The organism is Ottowia oryzae, from assembly GCF_003008535.1.
Taxonomy (GTDB): domain Bacteria; phylum Pseudomonadota; class Gammaproteobacteria; order Burkholderiales; family Burkholderiaceae_C; genus Ottowia; species Ottowia oryzae.
Map to the genome: position 1 here is coordinate 2,922,495 of NZ_CP027666.1, position 15,627 is coordinate 2,938,121.

Below are 15,627 nucleotides of genomic sequence, written 5' to 3' on the forward strand. Positions count from 1 at the left end.
CGGCGTGGTGCCGCCGGCGCGAATGCGCCATGCGAACGCTGCAGGGCGGCCCTCATTCATAGCCGAAGCTGCGCACCCGGGCCTCATCATCGGCCCAGCCGGATTTGACCTTGACCCACAACTCCAGAAATACCTTGGCATCCATCAGCTTTTCAAGCTCCTGGCGCGCTTCTGTGCCAATGCGCTTCAGGCGCTCGCCTTTGTCACCAATGACCATGGCCTTGTGGCCGTCGCGCTCCACCACGATGGTGGCGGCAATGCGCACCATGCGGTTGTGCTGCTTGCTCTTTTCTTCCTCGAACTTTTCGATGATCACCGTGGAGGTGTAGGGCAGCTCGTCGCCGGTCAGGCGGAACAGCTTTTCACGCACGACCTCCATCGCCAGAAACTTCTCGCTGCGGTCGGTCAGCTCGTCTTCGCTGTACCACCAAGGCTGCACGGGCAGATAGCGCTCGCAAACATGCAGCAGGTGCGCCACGTCGCGCGGGTTCTTGGCGGACATCGGCACGAATTCAGCGAAGGGGTGGCGCTCTTGCATGCTCTTGAGCCAGGGCGCGATTTCAGCGCGGCGATGCACGGTGTCGAGCTTGTTGGCCACCAGAATCGTGGGCGTCTCGCTGCGCAGCAGCGACAGCACCTTGGCATCGCCCAATGTGAAGCTGCCGGCCTCCACCACGAACAGCACCAGATCCACCCCGTCGATCGCGCCCAGCACCGTCTTGTTCAGCGACTTGTTCAGCGCCGCCGTGTGCCGCGTCTGAAAGCCCGGTGTATCGACGAAGACGAACTGGGTGCCGCCGCCCTCGCCGTTGGCCAGCGTGCGGATGCCGGTGATACGGTGCCGCGTGGTCTGCGCCTTGCGGCTGGTGATGCTGATCTTTTGCCCCACCAGCGCATTCAGCAAGGTGGACTTGCCCACGTTGGGCTTGCCGACGATGGCGATCAGCCCACAGCGCTGGGCCTCACCAGCAGCCGCGCCTGGCGCCAGCGGCGAAGGCGACGAATTCGAGTCCAATTGGCCGCCAGCGCCCTCTGCACCAGCGCCGCCAGCTATATCATTTGTAGCATTCATTTCTGCACGGATTGTTCCAGCGCCTGCAACATGGCTGCGGCGGCCGCCTGTTCGGCCGCGCGGCGCGACGCGCCCTGGCCGACTTGCGTCAAATTGCGTTCTGCCACGTGGCAAGCCACTTCAAAGGTCTGCCGGTGCGCCTCACCCAGGATGCGCGTCACCTCGTACTGTGGCAATCGCATCTTGCGCCCTTGCAACCACTCCTGCAAGGCGGTCTTGGCGTCTTTCGAGGCGGCGGAAAGCGCCGGCGTGATCTGCACGCCCTCGAACAGGCGGCGCACCAGCGCATCGGCCGCCGCATGCCCGCCATCGAGGTACACGGCGCCAATCACCGCTTCCAGCGCATCGGCCAGGATGGAGGGACGGCGTTGCCCGCCCGAGCGCAATTCACCCTCGCCCAGGCGGATCAAATCGGGCAGGCCAAGCCCCAACGCCAGCTGATGAAGGCTGTCTTGCCGCACCAGCTGCGCCCGCACGCGCGACAAGTCGCCCTCAGGCAGCGTGCCCAATGCCTCGTAAAGCAAGTGGGCCACGGCGAGATTGAGGACGGAGTCGCCCAGAAACTCCAGCCGCTCGTTGTGATCGGCCGAGAAGCTGCGGTGCGTGAGAGCGCGCTGCAACAGGGCAGCGTCGGCAAAGCGATGGTGCAGGCGTACCTGCAGATCGCGAAGGCCTGGGTTTTGGGTCACCACACGCGCAGCGCGCGCTGGCGCGCGCCCTTATCGATAACCACTGGCCGAAGAACCACGGTACTTGATCAAGAGGTAGGCAGGGCCTGCCAAGGGGATTTCCTTGTCGTAGGCGAAGGACACGACCACTTTGTCGCCGTCTTTGGTGATATCCAGATCCTTGCCCGTCAAGGTGGAGATGTAGTCGACCGCAGCTGAGCGGTCGAACGCAGCCCTGACCTCTGGGACTGTCCCGCCTTCGGCGGCGGCCTTCTTCGCGGCCTTGTTGATCGCCATGTACTCGGTGGCCGTGGGCACCACGCGCGCGCCGACGATGGCCAGCAGCGCCAGCACGATGCCGAGAATCAGCAAACCAAAGAACGAAATGCCGCGTTGCGAAGACCGTTGTGCTGTTTTCATCCTATCCCTCCATCTCCAAAATCGCTACTCAGTTGAAGCCGCCAATGCGCTTCAGGTCGCCAAAGTTCATCCACACGAAAAAGGCCTTGCCGACGATATTGGCGTCGGGCACAAAACCCCAGTAGCGCGAATCGAGCGAGTTGTCGCGGTTGTCGCCCATCATGAAGTATTGGCCCTCAGGCACCTTGCATGTAACACCCTGAACGCTGTAGCGGCAATTGTCGCGGCGGCTGAATTCGTCGGCGCCCGACACGAACGCGGGGCGGCGTGGATCCACGATGAATCGGTGATTTTTCTCACCCAGCTGCTCGCTGAACTGAGGGAAGTACTCCATCACGGATTCGTCAAAGAAATCCGAATCCTGCGTGGTGGCGATGGGCTGGCCATTGATCGTCAAGCGCTTGTTCAGATAAGACACCTCGTCGCCCGGCAAACCGACGACGCGCTTGATGTAATCCACGCTGGGCTTCGGCGGATAGCGAAACACGACGACATCGCCGCGCTGCAATGGGTTGCCCTGCGTGATCCGGGTGTTGAGCACCGGCACCTTCAAGCCATAGGTGAATTTGTTCACCAGAATCAGGTCGCCCACCAGCAGCGTAGGAATCATGGAGCCCGAGGGAATCTTGAACGGCTCAAACACGAACGAGCGCAGCATGAAAACGATGGCGATCACCGGAAAGAGCCCTGCCGTCCAGTCCAGCCACCAGGGCTGCGCCAGAATCCGCTCGCGGGCCGGGGCGATATCCTGCTCGTCGACCTGCGAAATGCCGCGCGCGGCCAGTTCAGCGCGACGCTGCGCCTGGTTGGCCTCGAGCGCGGCGGCGGCGGCACGGCGTCTGGGAAGAAAGTAGAAGCGGTCTGCCAGCCAGTAGAGGCCAGTCACCGCCGTCGCGACGAAAAGCAGCAAGGCGAAGTTGCCCTCGACCGCTCCGAAATACCACGCTGCGCCGTAGCCAGCAAAAGCCGCCAGCACGAGGGCCGTCAAAATAGGCATCAGTCTTCCACCTGCAGAATGGCCAGAAACGCTTCTTGCGGCACTTCGACAGAGCCGATCTGTTTCATGCGTTTCTTACCCGCCTTCTGCTTTTCCAATAGTTTGCGTTTGCGCGTGATGTCACCGCCGTAGCATTTTGCCAGCACGTTCTTGCGCAAGGCCTTGATGTTCTCGCGCGCGATCACGTTCGCGCCGATGGCGGCCTGGATGGCCACATCGAACTGCTGCCGGCTGATGATCTCCCGCATCTTGGCCGCCACCGCGCGGCCGCGGTACTGCGACTGGCTGCGGTGCACAATGATCGACAGCGCGTCGACCTTCTCTCCGTTCAAGAGGATGTCGACCTTCACCACATCAGAAGGCCGGTACTCCTTGAACTCGTAATCCATCGACGCGTAGCCACGGCTGACGGATTTCAGCTTGTCAAAGAAGTCGAGCACGATCTCGCCGAGCGGCAGCTCGTACGTCAGCATGACCTGACGGCCGTGGTAGGCCATGTTCAGCTGCACGCCACGCTTCTGGTTGGCCAGCGTCATGACGGGGCCGACATAGTCCTGCGGCATGTACAGGTGCACGGTGACGATGGGCTCGCGGATCTCCTGGATCCTGGCCTGATCGGGCATCTTCGAGGGGTTTTCGACCTGGATCACCTCCCCGTCGGCTTTCTCGACCTCATACACCACGCTGGGCGCAGTGGTGATCAGGTCTTGGTCGAATTCGCGCTCTAGCCGCTCCTGCACGATTTCCATGTGCAACAAGCCCAGAAAGCCGCAGCGAAAGCCAAAGCCCAGTGCTTGCGACACCTCAGGTTCGAAATGCAGGCTGGCGTCGTTGAGCTGCAGCTTCTCCAGTGAATCGCGCAGTGCGTCGTATTGGTTGGCTTCGGTGGGGTAGAGCCCCGCAAACACCTGCGGCTGGATTTCCTTGAAGCCGGGCAGCGCCTGCTCGGCCGGGCCAAGGTTGTTGGGCAGCTTTTTTTCGAGCGTGATGGTGTCGCCGACCTTGGCGACTTTCAGCTCTTTGATACCGGCGATGATGTAGCCCACCTCACCGGCTTCCAAGCTGTCGCGCGACACCTGCGCCGGTGTGAAGACGCCCAGGCTGTTGGCTTCGTACGCCGCGCCCGTGGCCATCATCTTGAAGCGCTCGCCCTTCAACAAGTGCCCGTCGACCACGCGCACCAACATGACGACGCCCACGTACGCGTCGAACCAACTGTCGATGATCATCGCGCGCAGCGGCGCATCACTCTTGCCACGTGGTGCCGGCACCTTGGCAACGATCTGCTCCAGCACATCGTCGATGCCCATGCCGGTTTTGGCAGAGATGGCGATCGCTTCACTGGCATCAATGCCGATCACGTCTTCCACCTCGGCCTTGGCGTTCTCCGGATCTGCCTGCGGCAAATCCATCTTGTTCAGCACCGGCAGCACCTCCACACCCAGCTCAAGCGCGGTGTAGCAATTGGCCACGGTCTGCGCTTCCACACCTTGCGACGCATCGACGACGAGCAGCGCGCCTTCACAGGCCGACAAGGAGCGGCTCACTTCGTAGCTGAAGTCGACGTGGCCGGGCGTGTCGATCAAATTGAGGTTGTAGGTCTTGCCATCGCGCGCCTTGTATAGCAGGGCGGCAGTCTGGGCCTTGATGGTTATCCCCCGCTCTTTTTCGATGTCCATCGAGTCGAGCACCTGCTCGCTCATCTCACGATCGCTGAGGCCACCGCAGCGAGAGATCAGGCGGTCAGCCAGCGTCGACTTGCCATGATCGATGTGCGCGATGATTGAAAAATTTCTGATGTGATCCATCAACGAGAGTCAGCAAGTGATTGAGTTATTGGGCTGAGCGCATGAAAAAGGGGCGCGCCAGTGATGTGACGCGCCCCGAACCAACAATCTATGGCAACTGCGATAGTTGGTTCACCATTGTAGGTAAAAACAGTTGGGCGTTAGTGGCCACCACCTGCATCGCGCACCCGTTGCAGGGTCACAACGAAATGATATAAACAGCTTATCAACAGCCTTAAAGCAGCACGAAAGCAGGAGCAGATGGAGGCGCTATGGGCTGCCAACACGTCACGCCGCCTGTGCACATCCGCTGCGTGACAACCGCTCGATATGCCGATGAGAACAAAAATCAAGCCGGCATTCTACCTAGTTCGAATTTGAGTTTTTCGCTAACGTTATTTTTATCTTGATAGAAATTAGCGAAATTCCGTCATTCCATTGCAAGGCTCACCGGCTTGGTCGCACCAGAACGAACTGAACCAGCTCGCCACGCTGAATCAGCATGTTCACGGGCTTGGACCGATCCACCTTCGCCACCGCCGCTTCAAACTCACGCGGATTGCGGATCTCGACGTTCCCTACCGAAAGGATGACGTCGCCCTCGCGCAGGCCCGAGCGCGCGGCCGCATCCGCGACCGATTCGACGCGCACGCCTCGCTTGACCTTCAGTTCTCGCTTCTGGGCGTCCGTCAGCTCCGTCACTGTCACGCCCAGGGCCTGCACCGATGCTTGCGCTTTCGGCGCCTCGCTGCTGCGACTCGCCGGGCGTTTGGCGGCTTGATCGACCTCCAGCTCGGCAATCGTGATGCTGAGGTCACGACTTTGCCCGCGCCGGAACACGGTGATCGTGCTCTTGGTGCCCGGTTTCGTGTTGCCCACCAAGCGCGGCAAATCCGACGCCTTCTCGACCGGCCGCCCTTCAAAGCGGGTGATGATGTCCCCGGCCTCCACGCCTGCCTTCTCGGCAGGTGAGCCCGGCTCCACGTTGCGCACCAAGGCGCCCTGCGCCTTTCCAAGCCCGATCGACTCGGCCACGTCCTTCGTGACCTGGTCGATTTGTACGCCTACCCGCCCGCGTGTCACGCGGCCGCTGGTGCGCAGCTGCTCGCTCACGCGCATGGCCTCGTCGATGGGAATAGCGAACGAGATCCCCATGAAGCCGCCCGAACGCGAATAGATCTGGCTGTTGATGCCCACCACCTCGCCTCGCATGTTGATCAGCGGGCCGCCCGAATTGCCGGGATTGACCGCCACATCGGTCTGGATGAAGGGCAGGTAATCGCCCGTATCGCGCTGCTTCGCGCTCACGATGCCGGCCGTGACGCTGTTTTCCAACCCGAACGGCGAACCGATGGCCATGACCCATTCACCCACGCGGAGCTTGTTGACATCGCCAATCCGCACGGCGGGCAGACCGGTGGCGTCAATCTTGACCACGGCCACGTCGGTGCGTTTATCCGCGCCAACGATGCGGGCCTTGAACTCGCGCTTGTCTGGCAGGGTGACCAGTACCTCGTCAGCGCCATCCACCACATGCGCATTGGTCATGACAAAGCCATCGGCGGAAAGGATGAAACCCGAACCCACGCCGCGCGGCACCTCTTGCTCGGTCTGCGGCGCAGGCCGGTTGGGCCGGGGGCTTTGGCGCGGCGCGTTGGGCATGGGCATGCCGAAGAAGCGCCGGAAGAACTCCTGCATCTCTTCATCGCCCGCGCCGGCTGAGCCGCCGGAGCGCACGCGCTCCATGGTTCGGATGTTGACCACCGAGGGCCCGACCTGATCCACGAGATCCGTGAAATCGGGCAGGCCGCGCACCGCGGCGGCGTTTCCGGTCTGGGCGGCCACCGCGGGCGGCAGAACACTCGCGCCGATAACCATCAGCGGCACGAACAGAGCGGAGACGCCCGCTTTCTTGAGTTGGAGGTTCATGGTCGATCAGGATCAAAAACTAGGGGGGTCAATCGCGCCCAGCATGCTCTGCGGCACCGTGCTTGTCAGGGTTTTCGTTCTAGGCGGGAGACCAGCGCCTTGAGTGCTGCCGGGGGCACCTCTCCCACCGCTGTCACCCACCAGGCGCCATTCGCGTCTGGCAGCCGCTTGGTCAGCGTGTGTGTGGCACCCATGGCGGCCACGCCTTCACTGGCGTGGCGTCGCGGATCGAAGGGCTCCAGGAAGAGCGACACCGTAGCCAAGCCATCCGAAAAGAGCCACTGCACCATGGCGGCGTTTTTCTCGGTGGCGTGGCGGTAACAGCTCAGCGAGTGGTAGCCGGGAACCTCGCCCGACATGGCCCACCCTTCCGCAGCAGGCGTGGTGGCCACGCGCGCGGGCTTCTGCACTGCGTAGCCCTCAGTGCGGTCCATCATGCGACTGAGCTTGGTCGCCTGCAAAGGCGTGTTGAGCTGCAACTCAGAAAAGGCCGACTGCTCGAGCACGCGGCCATTGCCGTCCAGCGTCTGGGTCTTCAGAACAAGACCCGTATTGCGCTCGCTCCAGATTCGATAGCCGTAGCGCAAGTCGTCACGCGGTTTGAACATCACCACATCGGCGTCGAACCCCGCCACCCTGCTCTGGCCCAGTTCCTTGGCCGCGTAGTGGTCGACCACCGACGCCGAACGAGACGAAACGAGCAAGTTGGGAAAACCACCGCCCGACTCGCGTTGGTCGGTGATCGCCACGCGCGTCTGGGGGTAGAAGGTCATCACCGACTGGTTGCGGCGCAAGATGGTGCGCGGCACGCCCGACAAGGCCTCTACCCGCTCAACCTGCGTGCTGCCTTCACAAACGTGCCAGATTCGCGCGCTGGACATCGCGCCCGTCGCCGATGTCACCACGAACGTCCCCATGAACGAGGGAACGCGTGCAGCCTGCTGCAGACGCACCAGCCACTCCGCAACGCTGCGCTCTGGCGGCCCCATGGGCGCTGGCGCATCGCCGGACACTGGCGCTGATTGAGCCAGCGCGAAACTGACGAGACCGCCCGCGCAGCACGCCACGGCAACGCCGCGCAGCCGTTGCACCCACCCGTGCGAAGCAGACGGCAACGACACAGAGCTGCTCACAGGACGAACGCCAGTGATGACGCCCGCGCCGATCAACGCGCGTGCCCTTCGAATGTGGCGTTGCGCAAAAAGCCCGACGCACCGCCCATCCCCGACATGCCTGCAGCCTGATGGTGCGCTGCCAGAAGCTCATCCAACCGCGCATCGCGCAGCATGACCGGCGCGCTGCCGTCGCCGTCGTTCGCGCTGGCGCCAGTCTGCACCGGCGCGGCCACGGCCAGCACCTGGCTTTGAACCTGCGTGGGCGATTGGTTCTGGGCCAGCTGCGGGCCAGCACCCAGTTGCGAGCCGGCGCCCGAAACAATGCCCCACCCCACGGCGGCCACGGCGGCAAAAGAAGCGAAACCCGCCACCATCTTCCAGCGGAACACACCGTCGTTGGCGGCCGGGCGCTCGACGTAGGTGCGGTCTTGCTCGACCTGCGGCAGCGGCACCACCACCACGGGCGCCTTCGGCTGGCTTGCGACATCAGCGGCTATGGCCGCACTGACGCGCTCAGCCAAACTGCCATCGCGCCCATATCGGGCCAGATCGGGCGCGCGCAGCACATCACCAATCAGGTGGTACATCTGCCAGCATTCGCGGCTATCTTCGGCCTGGTTCGCTACGCCGAAGACGCTGGCGATGTCGCCATCGGCGTCCTGGCCGTCCATGAAGGCGGAAAGCCGCTCGCGGCTCCATTCAACTTTGATCTGCGTTTCCATCACGATCACCGTTTTTTGACTAACGATCTCATCTTCACCAGCGCTTGCCCGTTTGGTGGCTCAGCAGCGGCTTGACCCTTGCCGAGATCGCCTCACGGGCCCGGAATATGCGTGACCGCACCGTTCCGATGGGGCAGTCCATGGCCTCGGCAATCTCTTCGTAACTCATGCCTTCGATTTCGCGCAGCGTGACCGCTTGGCGCAAATCCTCTGGCAGCGCTTCCATCGCGGCGTTCACAGCGGCGGCAATTTCGCGGGCCGCCAACTCCGATTCCGGCGTGGATTCGGCTGTTAGTTCGTTATCGCGCCGGGAAGTTTCATCGTCGTCGTCGCCGGATTGCAGCGCCGCCTCAATGACGACCGGATTGCGCTTGAGCTCCAGCAGCGATTTCTTGGCCGTATTGACCGCAATGCGGTACAGCCAGGTATAGAACTGCGCGTCGCCGCGAAACTGGTGCAGCGCGCGCCAGGCGCGGATGAAGGTTTCCTGCGCAATGTCCGGCACGAGGTCGACGTCGCGCACCATGCGGCCGATCAGCCGCTCGATCCGGCGCTGGTACTTGATGACCAGCAGCTCATACGCGCGGTGGTCGCCTGCGGCGGCGCGCTCAACCAACTGGGCGTCGCTGTCGGAAGCTGCGGGGGGGGCGGCGGAAGGGCTGGACACAAATACCAAGGGGAAAACAACGACGCGCCCGGTGGTCAGGCGCGCAAGGTGGGTGCGGCCGCGGGCTCAGCGCCCTGACCGCGTGCTTTTGAATATAGCGCACAGCGCAACAAATGCCAGTGCTGGGGGTCGGCCAAGGCATCCGCCCAAAGCCAACGCGCCTGGCTGCCGGGCGCTTGCCAGCGAATCAACAGGCAGCGCTGCAGATCCAGCCGCACAGCGGGCGTACCGGGTGCGAGTGCGCTGATCGCATCGGGCAATGTCTGGCCAACGCCCAGCCGCCAGCATTCACCGTCCCAGTGCAGGCGGCGCGGAGCTTGGCGGCGCCAGAACTCCAGCAGGCCCAGCCCGGCCATAAGCCAAAGAAAGCTGCAGAACGCTACTGAAACAATAGCTGCTCGCGCACTACCCACCTGCGCCAGCGCCACAAAAAGCATCCAGACACCCGGTGCGGCGGCGACCAGCCAAAGCGCAGTCAACAGCCACCCGAGCGATGCCGCTCGACCTACCGGGTAATGCACGGGGGGCGCGTTCAACATCTCAAGCCTGCGTGAACACACGCCGAAGATCGACGGCCCCGCAACGGGTTTGGCAGACAGCGCCCAAAGCCACTCGGCAAAAGCTCAGGGTGAATGAAATCCGCGGCGCAAAACAAACGGCCGCTGAGCGGCCGTGGAATGCGGAATGTGCAAAGCGTGATCAAACGCGCTTGAACACCAGCGCACCGTTGGTGCCGCCGAATCCGTAGTTGTTCTTCAGCGCGTAGTCAAAACTCAGGTCGCGCGCGGTGTTGGCGCAATAGTCCAAGTCGCAGCCCTCGCCCGGCGTGCCCATGTTGATAGTGGGTGGCACTTTCTGGTCGCGCAGGGCCAGCACGGTGTAGACGCTTTCCACGCCGCCAGCGCCGCCCAGCAAATGGCCGGTCATCGACTTGGTGGAGCTGACCACAACCGAGCTGGCGTGGTCGCCCAACGCCGCCTTGATGGCGTTGGTTTCGTTCAGGTCGCCCAACGGCGTCGAGGTGCCGTGCGCGTTCACGTAACCAATCGCATCGGGGTTCAGGCCCGCGTTGCGCAGCGCACCCTGCATGGCGCGGCGGGGGCCATCCAGGTTGGGCGCGGTCATGTGGCCTGCGTCGGCGCTCATACCAAAACCGACCAACTCGGCGTAGATGGTGGCGCCGCGCTTCTTGGCGTGCTCGTACTCTTCCAGGACCAGCACGCCCGCGCCTTCGCCAAGGACGAAGCCATCGCGCTCTGAGTCCCAGGGGCGCGAAGCGGCCTTGGGATCGTCGTTGCGCGTGGAGAGCGCCCGCATCGCTGCAAAGCCGCCAATGCCCAACGGGCAGACGGTGGCCTCGGCGCCGCCCGCCAGCATGACGTCGGCATCGCCGTACTCGATCAGACGGCCGGCTTCACCGATGCAGTGCAGCCCGGTGGTGCAGGCGGTGGCGATCGACAGGTTGGGCCCCTTGAAGCCGAACTTCATCGATACGTGCCCGGCCACCATGTTGACGATGGAGGCCGGAACAAAAAATGGAGAGATGCGGCGCGCACCGCGCGACATCCATTCACCGTGCGTCTCTTCGATCATGGGCAGACCGCCAATGCCGGAGCCGATCACGCAGCCGATTCTCTCGGCCAGCTCTTCACCCAGTGCGTCGCCCAAAGGCAGACCGGCGTCCTGCACCGCCTGTGCGGCGGCCACGATGCCGTAATGGATGAATGTATCCATGGTGCGCAACTCTTTCGTCGATATGAACGGCGAAAGATCGAGCCCGCGCACCTCACCCGCAATACGGCAGGCGAAGGCGCTGGCATCGAAGCGCGTTATGGTGTCTATGCCCGAACGTCCGGCCAGTACATTGGCCCAGTTCTCTGCCACCGTGTTGCCAACGGGGCTGACGCAACCTAAACCAGTAACAACAACACGGCGCCGGGTCATTCGCGATCAGGCCTTCTTGCTGTTGGCGTAGTCGATGGCGGCTTGCACCGTGGTGATTTTTTCTGCGTCCTCGTCCGGGATCTCGATACCGAACTCGTCCTCCAGCGCCATCACCAGCTCCACCGTGTCCAGCGAGTCTGCACCCAGATCGGCCACGAAGGCTTTTTCGTTCGTTACTTGAGACTCTTCCACGCCGAGTTGTTCGGCGATGATTTTCTTGACACGTGCTTCGATATCGCTCATGGATTCCCTCTAAGGGTTATGGAAAACAGGGATTTTACCCGTGCTTACAGCGCTATTTGTCGCAGCGCAGACACGGGCGGTGAGGTGGCAGTCAAGCCATGTACATGCCGCCGTTGACGTGCAGTTCCTGCCCCGTCACGTAAGCGGCTTGCGGACTAGCCAAATAGGCCACCGCGTGCGCGATGTCCGCTGGCTCACCGAGGCGGCCCAGAGGGATCTGGGCCGTCAGGGATTTCTGTTGGTCGTCCGACAGAGCTGCCGTCATGTCGGTCGCAATGAAGCCCGGCGCAACGCAGTTGACTGTAATGGATCGGCTGCCCAGTTCGCGCGCCAAGGCGCGGGTCATGCCCGCCACACCGGCCTTGGCCGCGGCGTAGTTGGCCTGACCCGGGTTGCCCGAAGCACCCACCACGCTGGTGATGTTGACGATGCGGCCATAGCGCTGCTTCATCATCGGGCGCATGACGGCGCGGGCCATGCGGAACACGGCCTTGAGGTTGGTGTCCAGCACCGCATCCCAGTCGTCGTCCTTCATGCGCATGGCCAGCGTGTCGCGGGTGATGCCGGCGTTGTTGACCAACACGTGCAGCGCGCCGTGCGTCTTGGCGATTTCCTCGACCAGCGCCTCGGCCGCTGCAGCGTCGTTCACGTCCAGCTTGGCACCGCGGCTGGCGCCATGGCCAGCCAAGGCGGCGCTGATTTTCTCGGCGCCGGCGTCGGATGTGGCCGTGCCGATCACGGTCATGCCGCGTGCGGCCAGTTCCTGCGCAATGGCAGCGCCAATGCCGCGCGAGGCACCGGTGACCAGGGCCACTTGGCCGTTCATCGCGTTGTCTGACATATCTGCTAGTTCTCCTGCTGCGCCTCAGGCCGTCTGACTGACAGCGGCCCTGGCCTCGGCCAGCGTTGCCGGATCGTACATCGGCAAACCGGTCAATTCGGCATCGATGCGCTTGGTCATGCCCGCGAGCACCTTGCCGGGGCCGCATTCGACCACGGTATGCAGCCCCATGGCCTTGATCTTCTGGATGCATTCCACCCAGCGCACGGGGCCAAAGGCCTGGCGGTACAGCGCATCGCGAATGCGGTCAGGGTTGGACTCGATCGCCACGTCGATGTTGTTGACCACGGGGATCTTGGGCTCGGCCAACGCCACACCGGCCAGCGCGACCTTCAGGCGCTCGGCCGCCGGCTTCATCAGGCTGGAGTGGAACGGCGCCGACACGGGCAGTGGCAACGCGCGCTTGGCGCCCATGCCCTTGAGCACTTCACAGGCTTTGTCGACCGCCGCCTTGGTGCCGGCGATCACGGTCTGTACCGGGTCGTTGAAATTCACCGCCTCGACCACTTCAGTGCCATTTTGGCCCATGGCGCCCGTCACATCAGCGCAGCCAGCTATCACTTTTGCAGCATCCATACCCAAAATGGCAGCCATGGCACCGGCACCGACCGGCACCGCCTCTTGCATGGCGGCCGCGCGCAGGCGCACCAAGCGCACCGCGTCGGCCAGCGTGAGCGCCTCAGCGGCGACCAGGGCCGAATACTCGCCCAGCGAGTGGCCAGCGACCGCCCCCGGCAGCTCGCCACCGTCGGCCCGCCACGCACGCCAGCAGGCCACGCCCGCGACCAGCATCACTGGCTGCGTGTTGGTGGTCAGCGCCAGGGCTTCCTTGGGGCCGTCATGAATCAGCGCCGCCAGATCTTCACCCAGCGCGTCGGAGGCTTCTTGAAGCGTGGTGCGCACGGCGGGGTTGTCGCCCCAGGCGTCGAGCATGCCAACCGACTGGGACCCCTGGCCGGGGAAAACAAAAGCAACGGGTTTCATGACCGAACTGATAGGTAGGTGAACGTGGGAAGTCGATAAGAGCCAGCCAAGGCCAACGCGCTTGAGCGCTGCCTTGGGCGCCGATTGCGCGCCCTGTCAGAAAGTGAGCAGCACCGCGCCCCAGGTAAACCCGCCGCCAACGCCTTCGAGCAGCAGGGTCTGCCCGCGCTGAATCTGGCCGCTGCGCACGCCGTGATCCAGCGCCAGCGGAATGGACGCGGCCGAGGTGTTGCCGTGTTCGTGCACGGTGACGATGACTTTCTCCAGCGGCAGGTGAAGCTTCTTGGCCGTGCCTTGCATGATACGGATGTTGGCTTGGTGCGGAATCAGCCAGTCAATATCAGTCTCTTGCTTGCCAGCCTTGGCCAGCACGGCGCGGGCCGCTTTGTCGAGCACGCCCACGGCCAGCTTGAACACGGCCTGGCCGTCCATGCGCAGCAGCGGCTCGCCCACCACCTGGCCACCCGACACATGGCCGGGCACGCACAGGATGTCGACGTACTTGCCATCGGCATGCAGATCGCTGGCCAGGATGCCGGGCTCATCCGCCGCTTCAAGCACCACGGCGCCAGCGCCGTCGCCAAACAGCACGCAGGTGCCGCGGTCGTTCCAGTTCAGGATGCGGCTGAAAACCTCGGCGCCGATCACCAGCGCCCTTTTGGCGGTTCCGTTGGCAATCATCGCGTCGGCCACGGTCAACGCATACACAAAGCCGCTGCACACGGCTTGAAGATCAAACACGGGGCATCCTGCCATGCCCAGCTTGTGCTGCACGATGGCGGCGGTGGACGGAAACACCATGTCCGGGGTGGACGTGGCCACCACGATCAGATCGATGTCGCCCGGTTGGACACCGGCCGCTTCCATCGCGGCGCGCGCGGCAGGCACGGCCAGGTCGCTGGCGGCCATATCGGGGCTGGCCAAATGGCGGGCGCGGATGCCGGTGCGCTCGACGATCCACTGATCGGACGTCTCGATGCCGCGCGCGGCCAGTTCCTGCACCAGCTCGTCGTTGCTGACGCGGCGTGGCGGCAGGTAGCTGCCGGTACCGGCAATGCGGGAATAGCGTCTGCTCATGTCAGCGGATAAGAAAAAGGGGTTGGCGGCCGTCGGCGGATATGCCTTCAAGCTCAGGCGTCGGCGTGGGGTGTCGGCACGGCGGCGGCGCTTTCAGCCAGCAAAGGCGCTGCGTGCGCAATGCGCGCCTGAACGCGCTCAAGCAACTGGTGCCGTGCCGCATCATACGCCCGCACCAGCGCCTCTTCGAAAGCCAGCGCATCGGCCGAACCGTGGCTTTTGAACACAAGCCCGCGCAGGCCCAGAAGCGCCGCGCCGTTGTAGCGCCGGTGATCCAAACGTTTTTTGAGCGCGGATAGCACCGGATACGAGACGATGGCAGCCAGTTTCGTGCCGATGTTGCGCGTAAATTCTTCACGCAGGAACTGCATGATCATCGACGCCAAGCCCTCGGTGGTCTTGAGCGCGACATTGCCCACAAAGCCGTCGCACACCACGATGTCGGCCGTGCCCTTGAAGATGTCGTTGCCTTCCACGTTGCCGACGAAGTTCAGGTCACCTGCCTTGGCCGCAGACCGCAGCAATTCGCCTGCGCGCTTGATCTCGTCGCTGCCCTTGATCACCTCTTCGCCGATGTTGAGCAGGCCCACAGTGGGCGCCGGGTCGTCGTTCAACACAGAGACCAGCGCCGAGCCCATGACGGCAAACTGGAGCAGGTGCTCTGCCGTGCAGTCCACGTTGGCGCCTAAATCCAGCACCGTCGTGGCTCGGCCCTTGACGTTGGGCAGCTGGGTGGCGATGGCGGGGCGCTCGATCCCATCGATGGTCTTGAGCAGGTAGCGGGAAATGGCCATCAGCGCGCCGGTGTTCCCGGCAGAAACGGCCACCTGCGCCTCGCCGCTCTTGACCTGCTGGACGGCGACGCGCGTGGATGAATCCTTCTTGCGGCGAAGCGCCACCTCGACGGAATCGTCCATCGTGACGACTTCGGCGGCCGGGACAATGCGTGCGCGATCGTGCTGGAAGCCCGACAACGCGTACGGCTGGCCCACCAGCAGAATCTGCGTGTCAGGATGGCGATCCAGAAACTGGCGACAGGCCTGCAAGGTTACCTTGGGGCCGTGGTCTCCGCCCATGCAGTCGACTGCCAGAACGATCATGCAAGTCCCATCGAAGTGCCGGGCCAGAAACGCCGGCCGGCCGTACGCAAAAAAAATCGAT

16 protein-coding genes are annotated in these 15,627 nt (G+C 63.4%); all 16 read right to left on the reverse strand.

Going from position 1 to position 15,627, the window contains the following annotated elements; all coding sequences use genetic code 11:
- Nucleotides 1–52: 52 nt before the first annotated feature.
- Nucleotides 53–1,072 (reverse strand): GTPase Era, encoded by a 1,020-nt coding sequence (gene era, locus C6570_RS13300; RefSeq protein ID WP_106703646.1) that lies wholly within the window; start codon nt 1,070–1,072, stop codon nt 53–55.
- Complete coding sequence (gene rnc / locus C6570_RS13305) at nt 1,069–1,761, reverse strand: ribonuclease III (protein WP_106704696.1); 693 nt, start codon at nt 1,759–1,761, stop codon at nt 1,069–1,071. Before rnc ends, era begins: the two co-directional genes overlap by 4 nt.
- A 30-nt stretch (nt 1,762–1,791) precedes the next feature.
- Nucleotides 1,792–2,160: a DUF4845 domain-containing protein gene (locus tag C6570_RS13310; RefSeq protein WP_106703647.1), complete on the reverse strand. Its 369-nt coding sequence runs from the start codon at nt 2,158–2,160 to the stop codon at nt 1,792–1,794.
- A 28-nt stretch (nt 2,161–2,188) separates the two neighbouring features.
- Nucleotides 2,189–3,157, reverse strand: a complete 969-nt coding sequence (gene lepB, locus C6570_RS13315; RefSeq protein ID WP_106703648.1) for a signal peptidase I — start codon at nt 3,155–3,157, stop codon at nt 2,189–2,191.
- Complete coding sequence (gene lepA, locus C6570_RS13320) at nt 3,157–4,965, reverse strand: translation elongation factor 4 (RefSeq protein ID WP_106703649.1); 1,809 nt, start codon at nt 4,963–4,965, stop codon at nt 3,157–3,159. The genes lepB and lepA overlap by 1 nt, the downstream gene beginning before the upstream one ends.
- A 426-nt stretch (nt 4,966–5,391) precedes the next feature.
- On the reverse strand, nt 5,392–6,873 hold the full coding sequence (locus C6570_RS13325) for a DegQ family serine endoprotease (RefSeq protein ID WP_106703650.1): 1,482 nt from the start codon (nt 6,871–6,873) through the stop codon (nt 5,392–5,394).
- 65 nt (nt 6,874–6,938) lie between these two features.
- Nucleotides 6,939–7,790: a MucB/RseB C-terminal domain-containing protein gene (locus tag C6570_RS13330; RefSeq protein ID WP_245896195.1), complete on the reverse strand. Its 852-nt coding sequence runs from the start codon at nt 7,788–7,790 to the stop codon at nt 6,939–6,941.
- Nucleotides 7,791–8,038: 248 nt separating this feature from the next.
- A complete protein-coding gene (locus C6570_RS13335; RefSeq protein ID WP_106704697.1) occupies nt 8,039–8,710 on the reverse strand; it encodes a sigma-E factor negative regulatory protein in 672 nt (223 codons plus the stop codon).
- A 34-nt stretch (nt 8,711–8,744) separates the two neighbouring features.
- A complete protein-coding gene (gene rpoE, locus C6570_RS13340) occupies nt 8,745–9,377 on the reverse strand; it encodes an RNA polymerase sigma factor RpoE (protein ID WP_106704698.1) in 633 nt (210 codons plus the stop codon).
- A gap of 35 nt (nt 9,378–9,412) precedes the next feature.
- Nucleotides 9,413–9,916, reverse strand: a complete 504-nt coding sequence (locus C6570_RS18015) for a hypothetical protein (RefSeq protein WP_211297601.1) — start codon at nt 9,914–9,916, stop codon at nt 9,413–9,415.
- 160 nt (nt 9,917–10,076) lie between these two features.
- The gene (gene fabF, locus C6570_RS13350) at nt 10,077–11,321 is read right to left on the reverse strand and encodes a beta-ketoacyl-ACP synthase II (RefSeq protein WP_106703653.1); all 1,245 of its coding nucleotides are present in this window, start codon (nt 11,319–11,321) and stop codon (nt 10,077–10,079) included.
- Between the two features lie 6 nt (nt 11,322–11,327).
- On the reverse strand, nt 11,328–11,564 hold the full coding sequence (gene acpP, locus C6570_RS13355; RefSeq protein ID WP_106703654.1) for an acyl carrier protein: 237 nt from the start codon (nt 11,562–11,564) through the stop codon (nt 11,328–11,330).
- Between the two features lie 91 nt (nt 11,565–11,655).
- A complete protein-coding gene (gene fabG / locus C6570_RS13360; protein ID WP_106703655.1) occupies nt 11,656–12,405 on the reverse strand; it encodes a 3-oxoacyl-ACP reductase FabG in 750 nt (249 codons plus the stop codon).
- Between the two features lie 24 nt (nt 12,406–12,429).
- Nucleotides 12,430–13,389 (reverse strand): ACP S-malonyltransferase, encoded by a 960-nt coding sequence (gene fabD / locus C6570_RS13365; protein ID WP_106703656.1) that lies wholly within the window; start codon nt 13,387–13,389, stop codon nt 12,430–12,432.
- 96 nt (nt 13,390–13,485) lie between these two features.
- Complete coding sequence (locus C6570_RS13370) at nt 13,486–14,466, reverse strand: beta-ketoacyl-ACP synthase III (protein ID WP_106703657.1); 981 nt, start codon at nt 14,464–14,466, stop codon at nt 13,486–13,488.
- A gap of 53 nt (nt 14,467–14,519) precedes the next feature.
- Nucleotides 14,520–15,566 (reverse strand): phosphate acyltransferase PlsX, encoded by a 1,047-nt coding sequence (gene plsX, locus C6570_RS13375; protein WP_106703658.1) that lies wholly within the window; start codon nt 15,564–15,566, stop codon nt 14,520–14,522.
- Nucleotides 15,567–15,627: the final 61 nt, after the last annotated feature.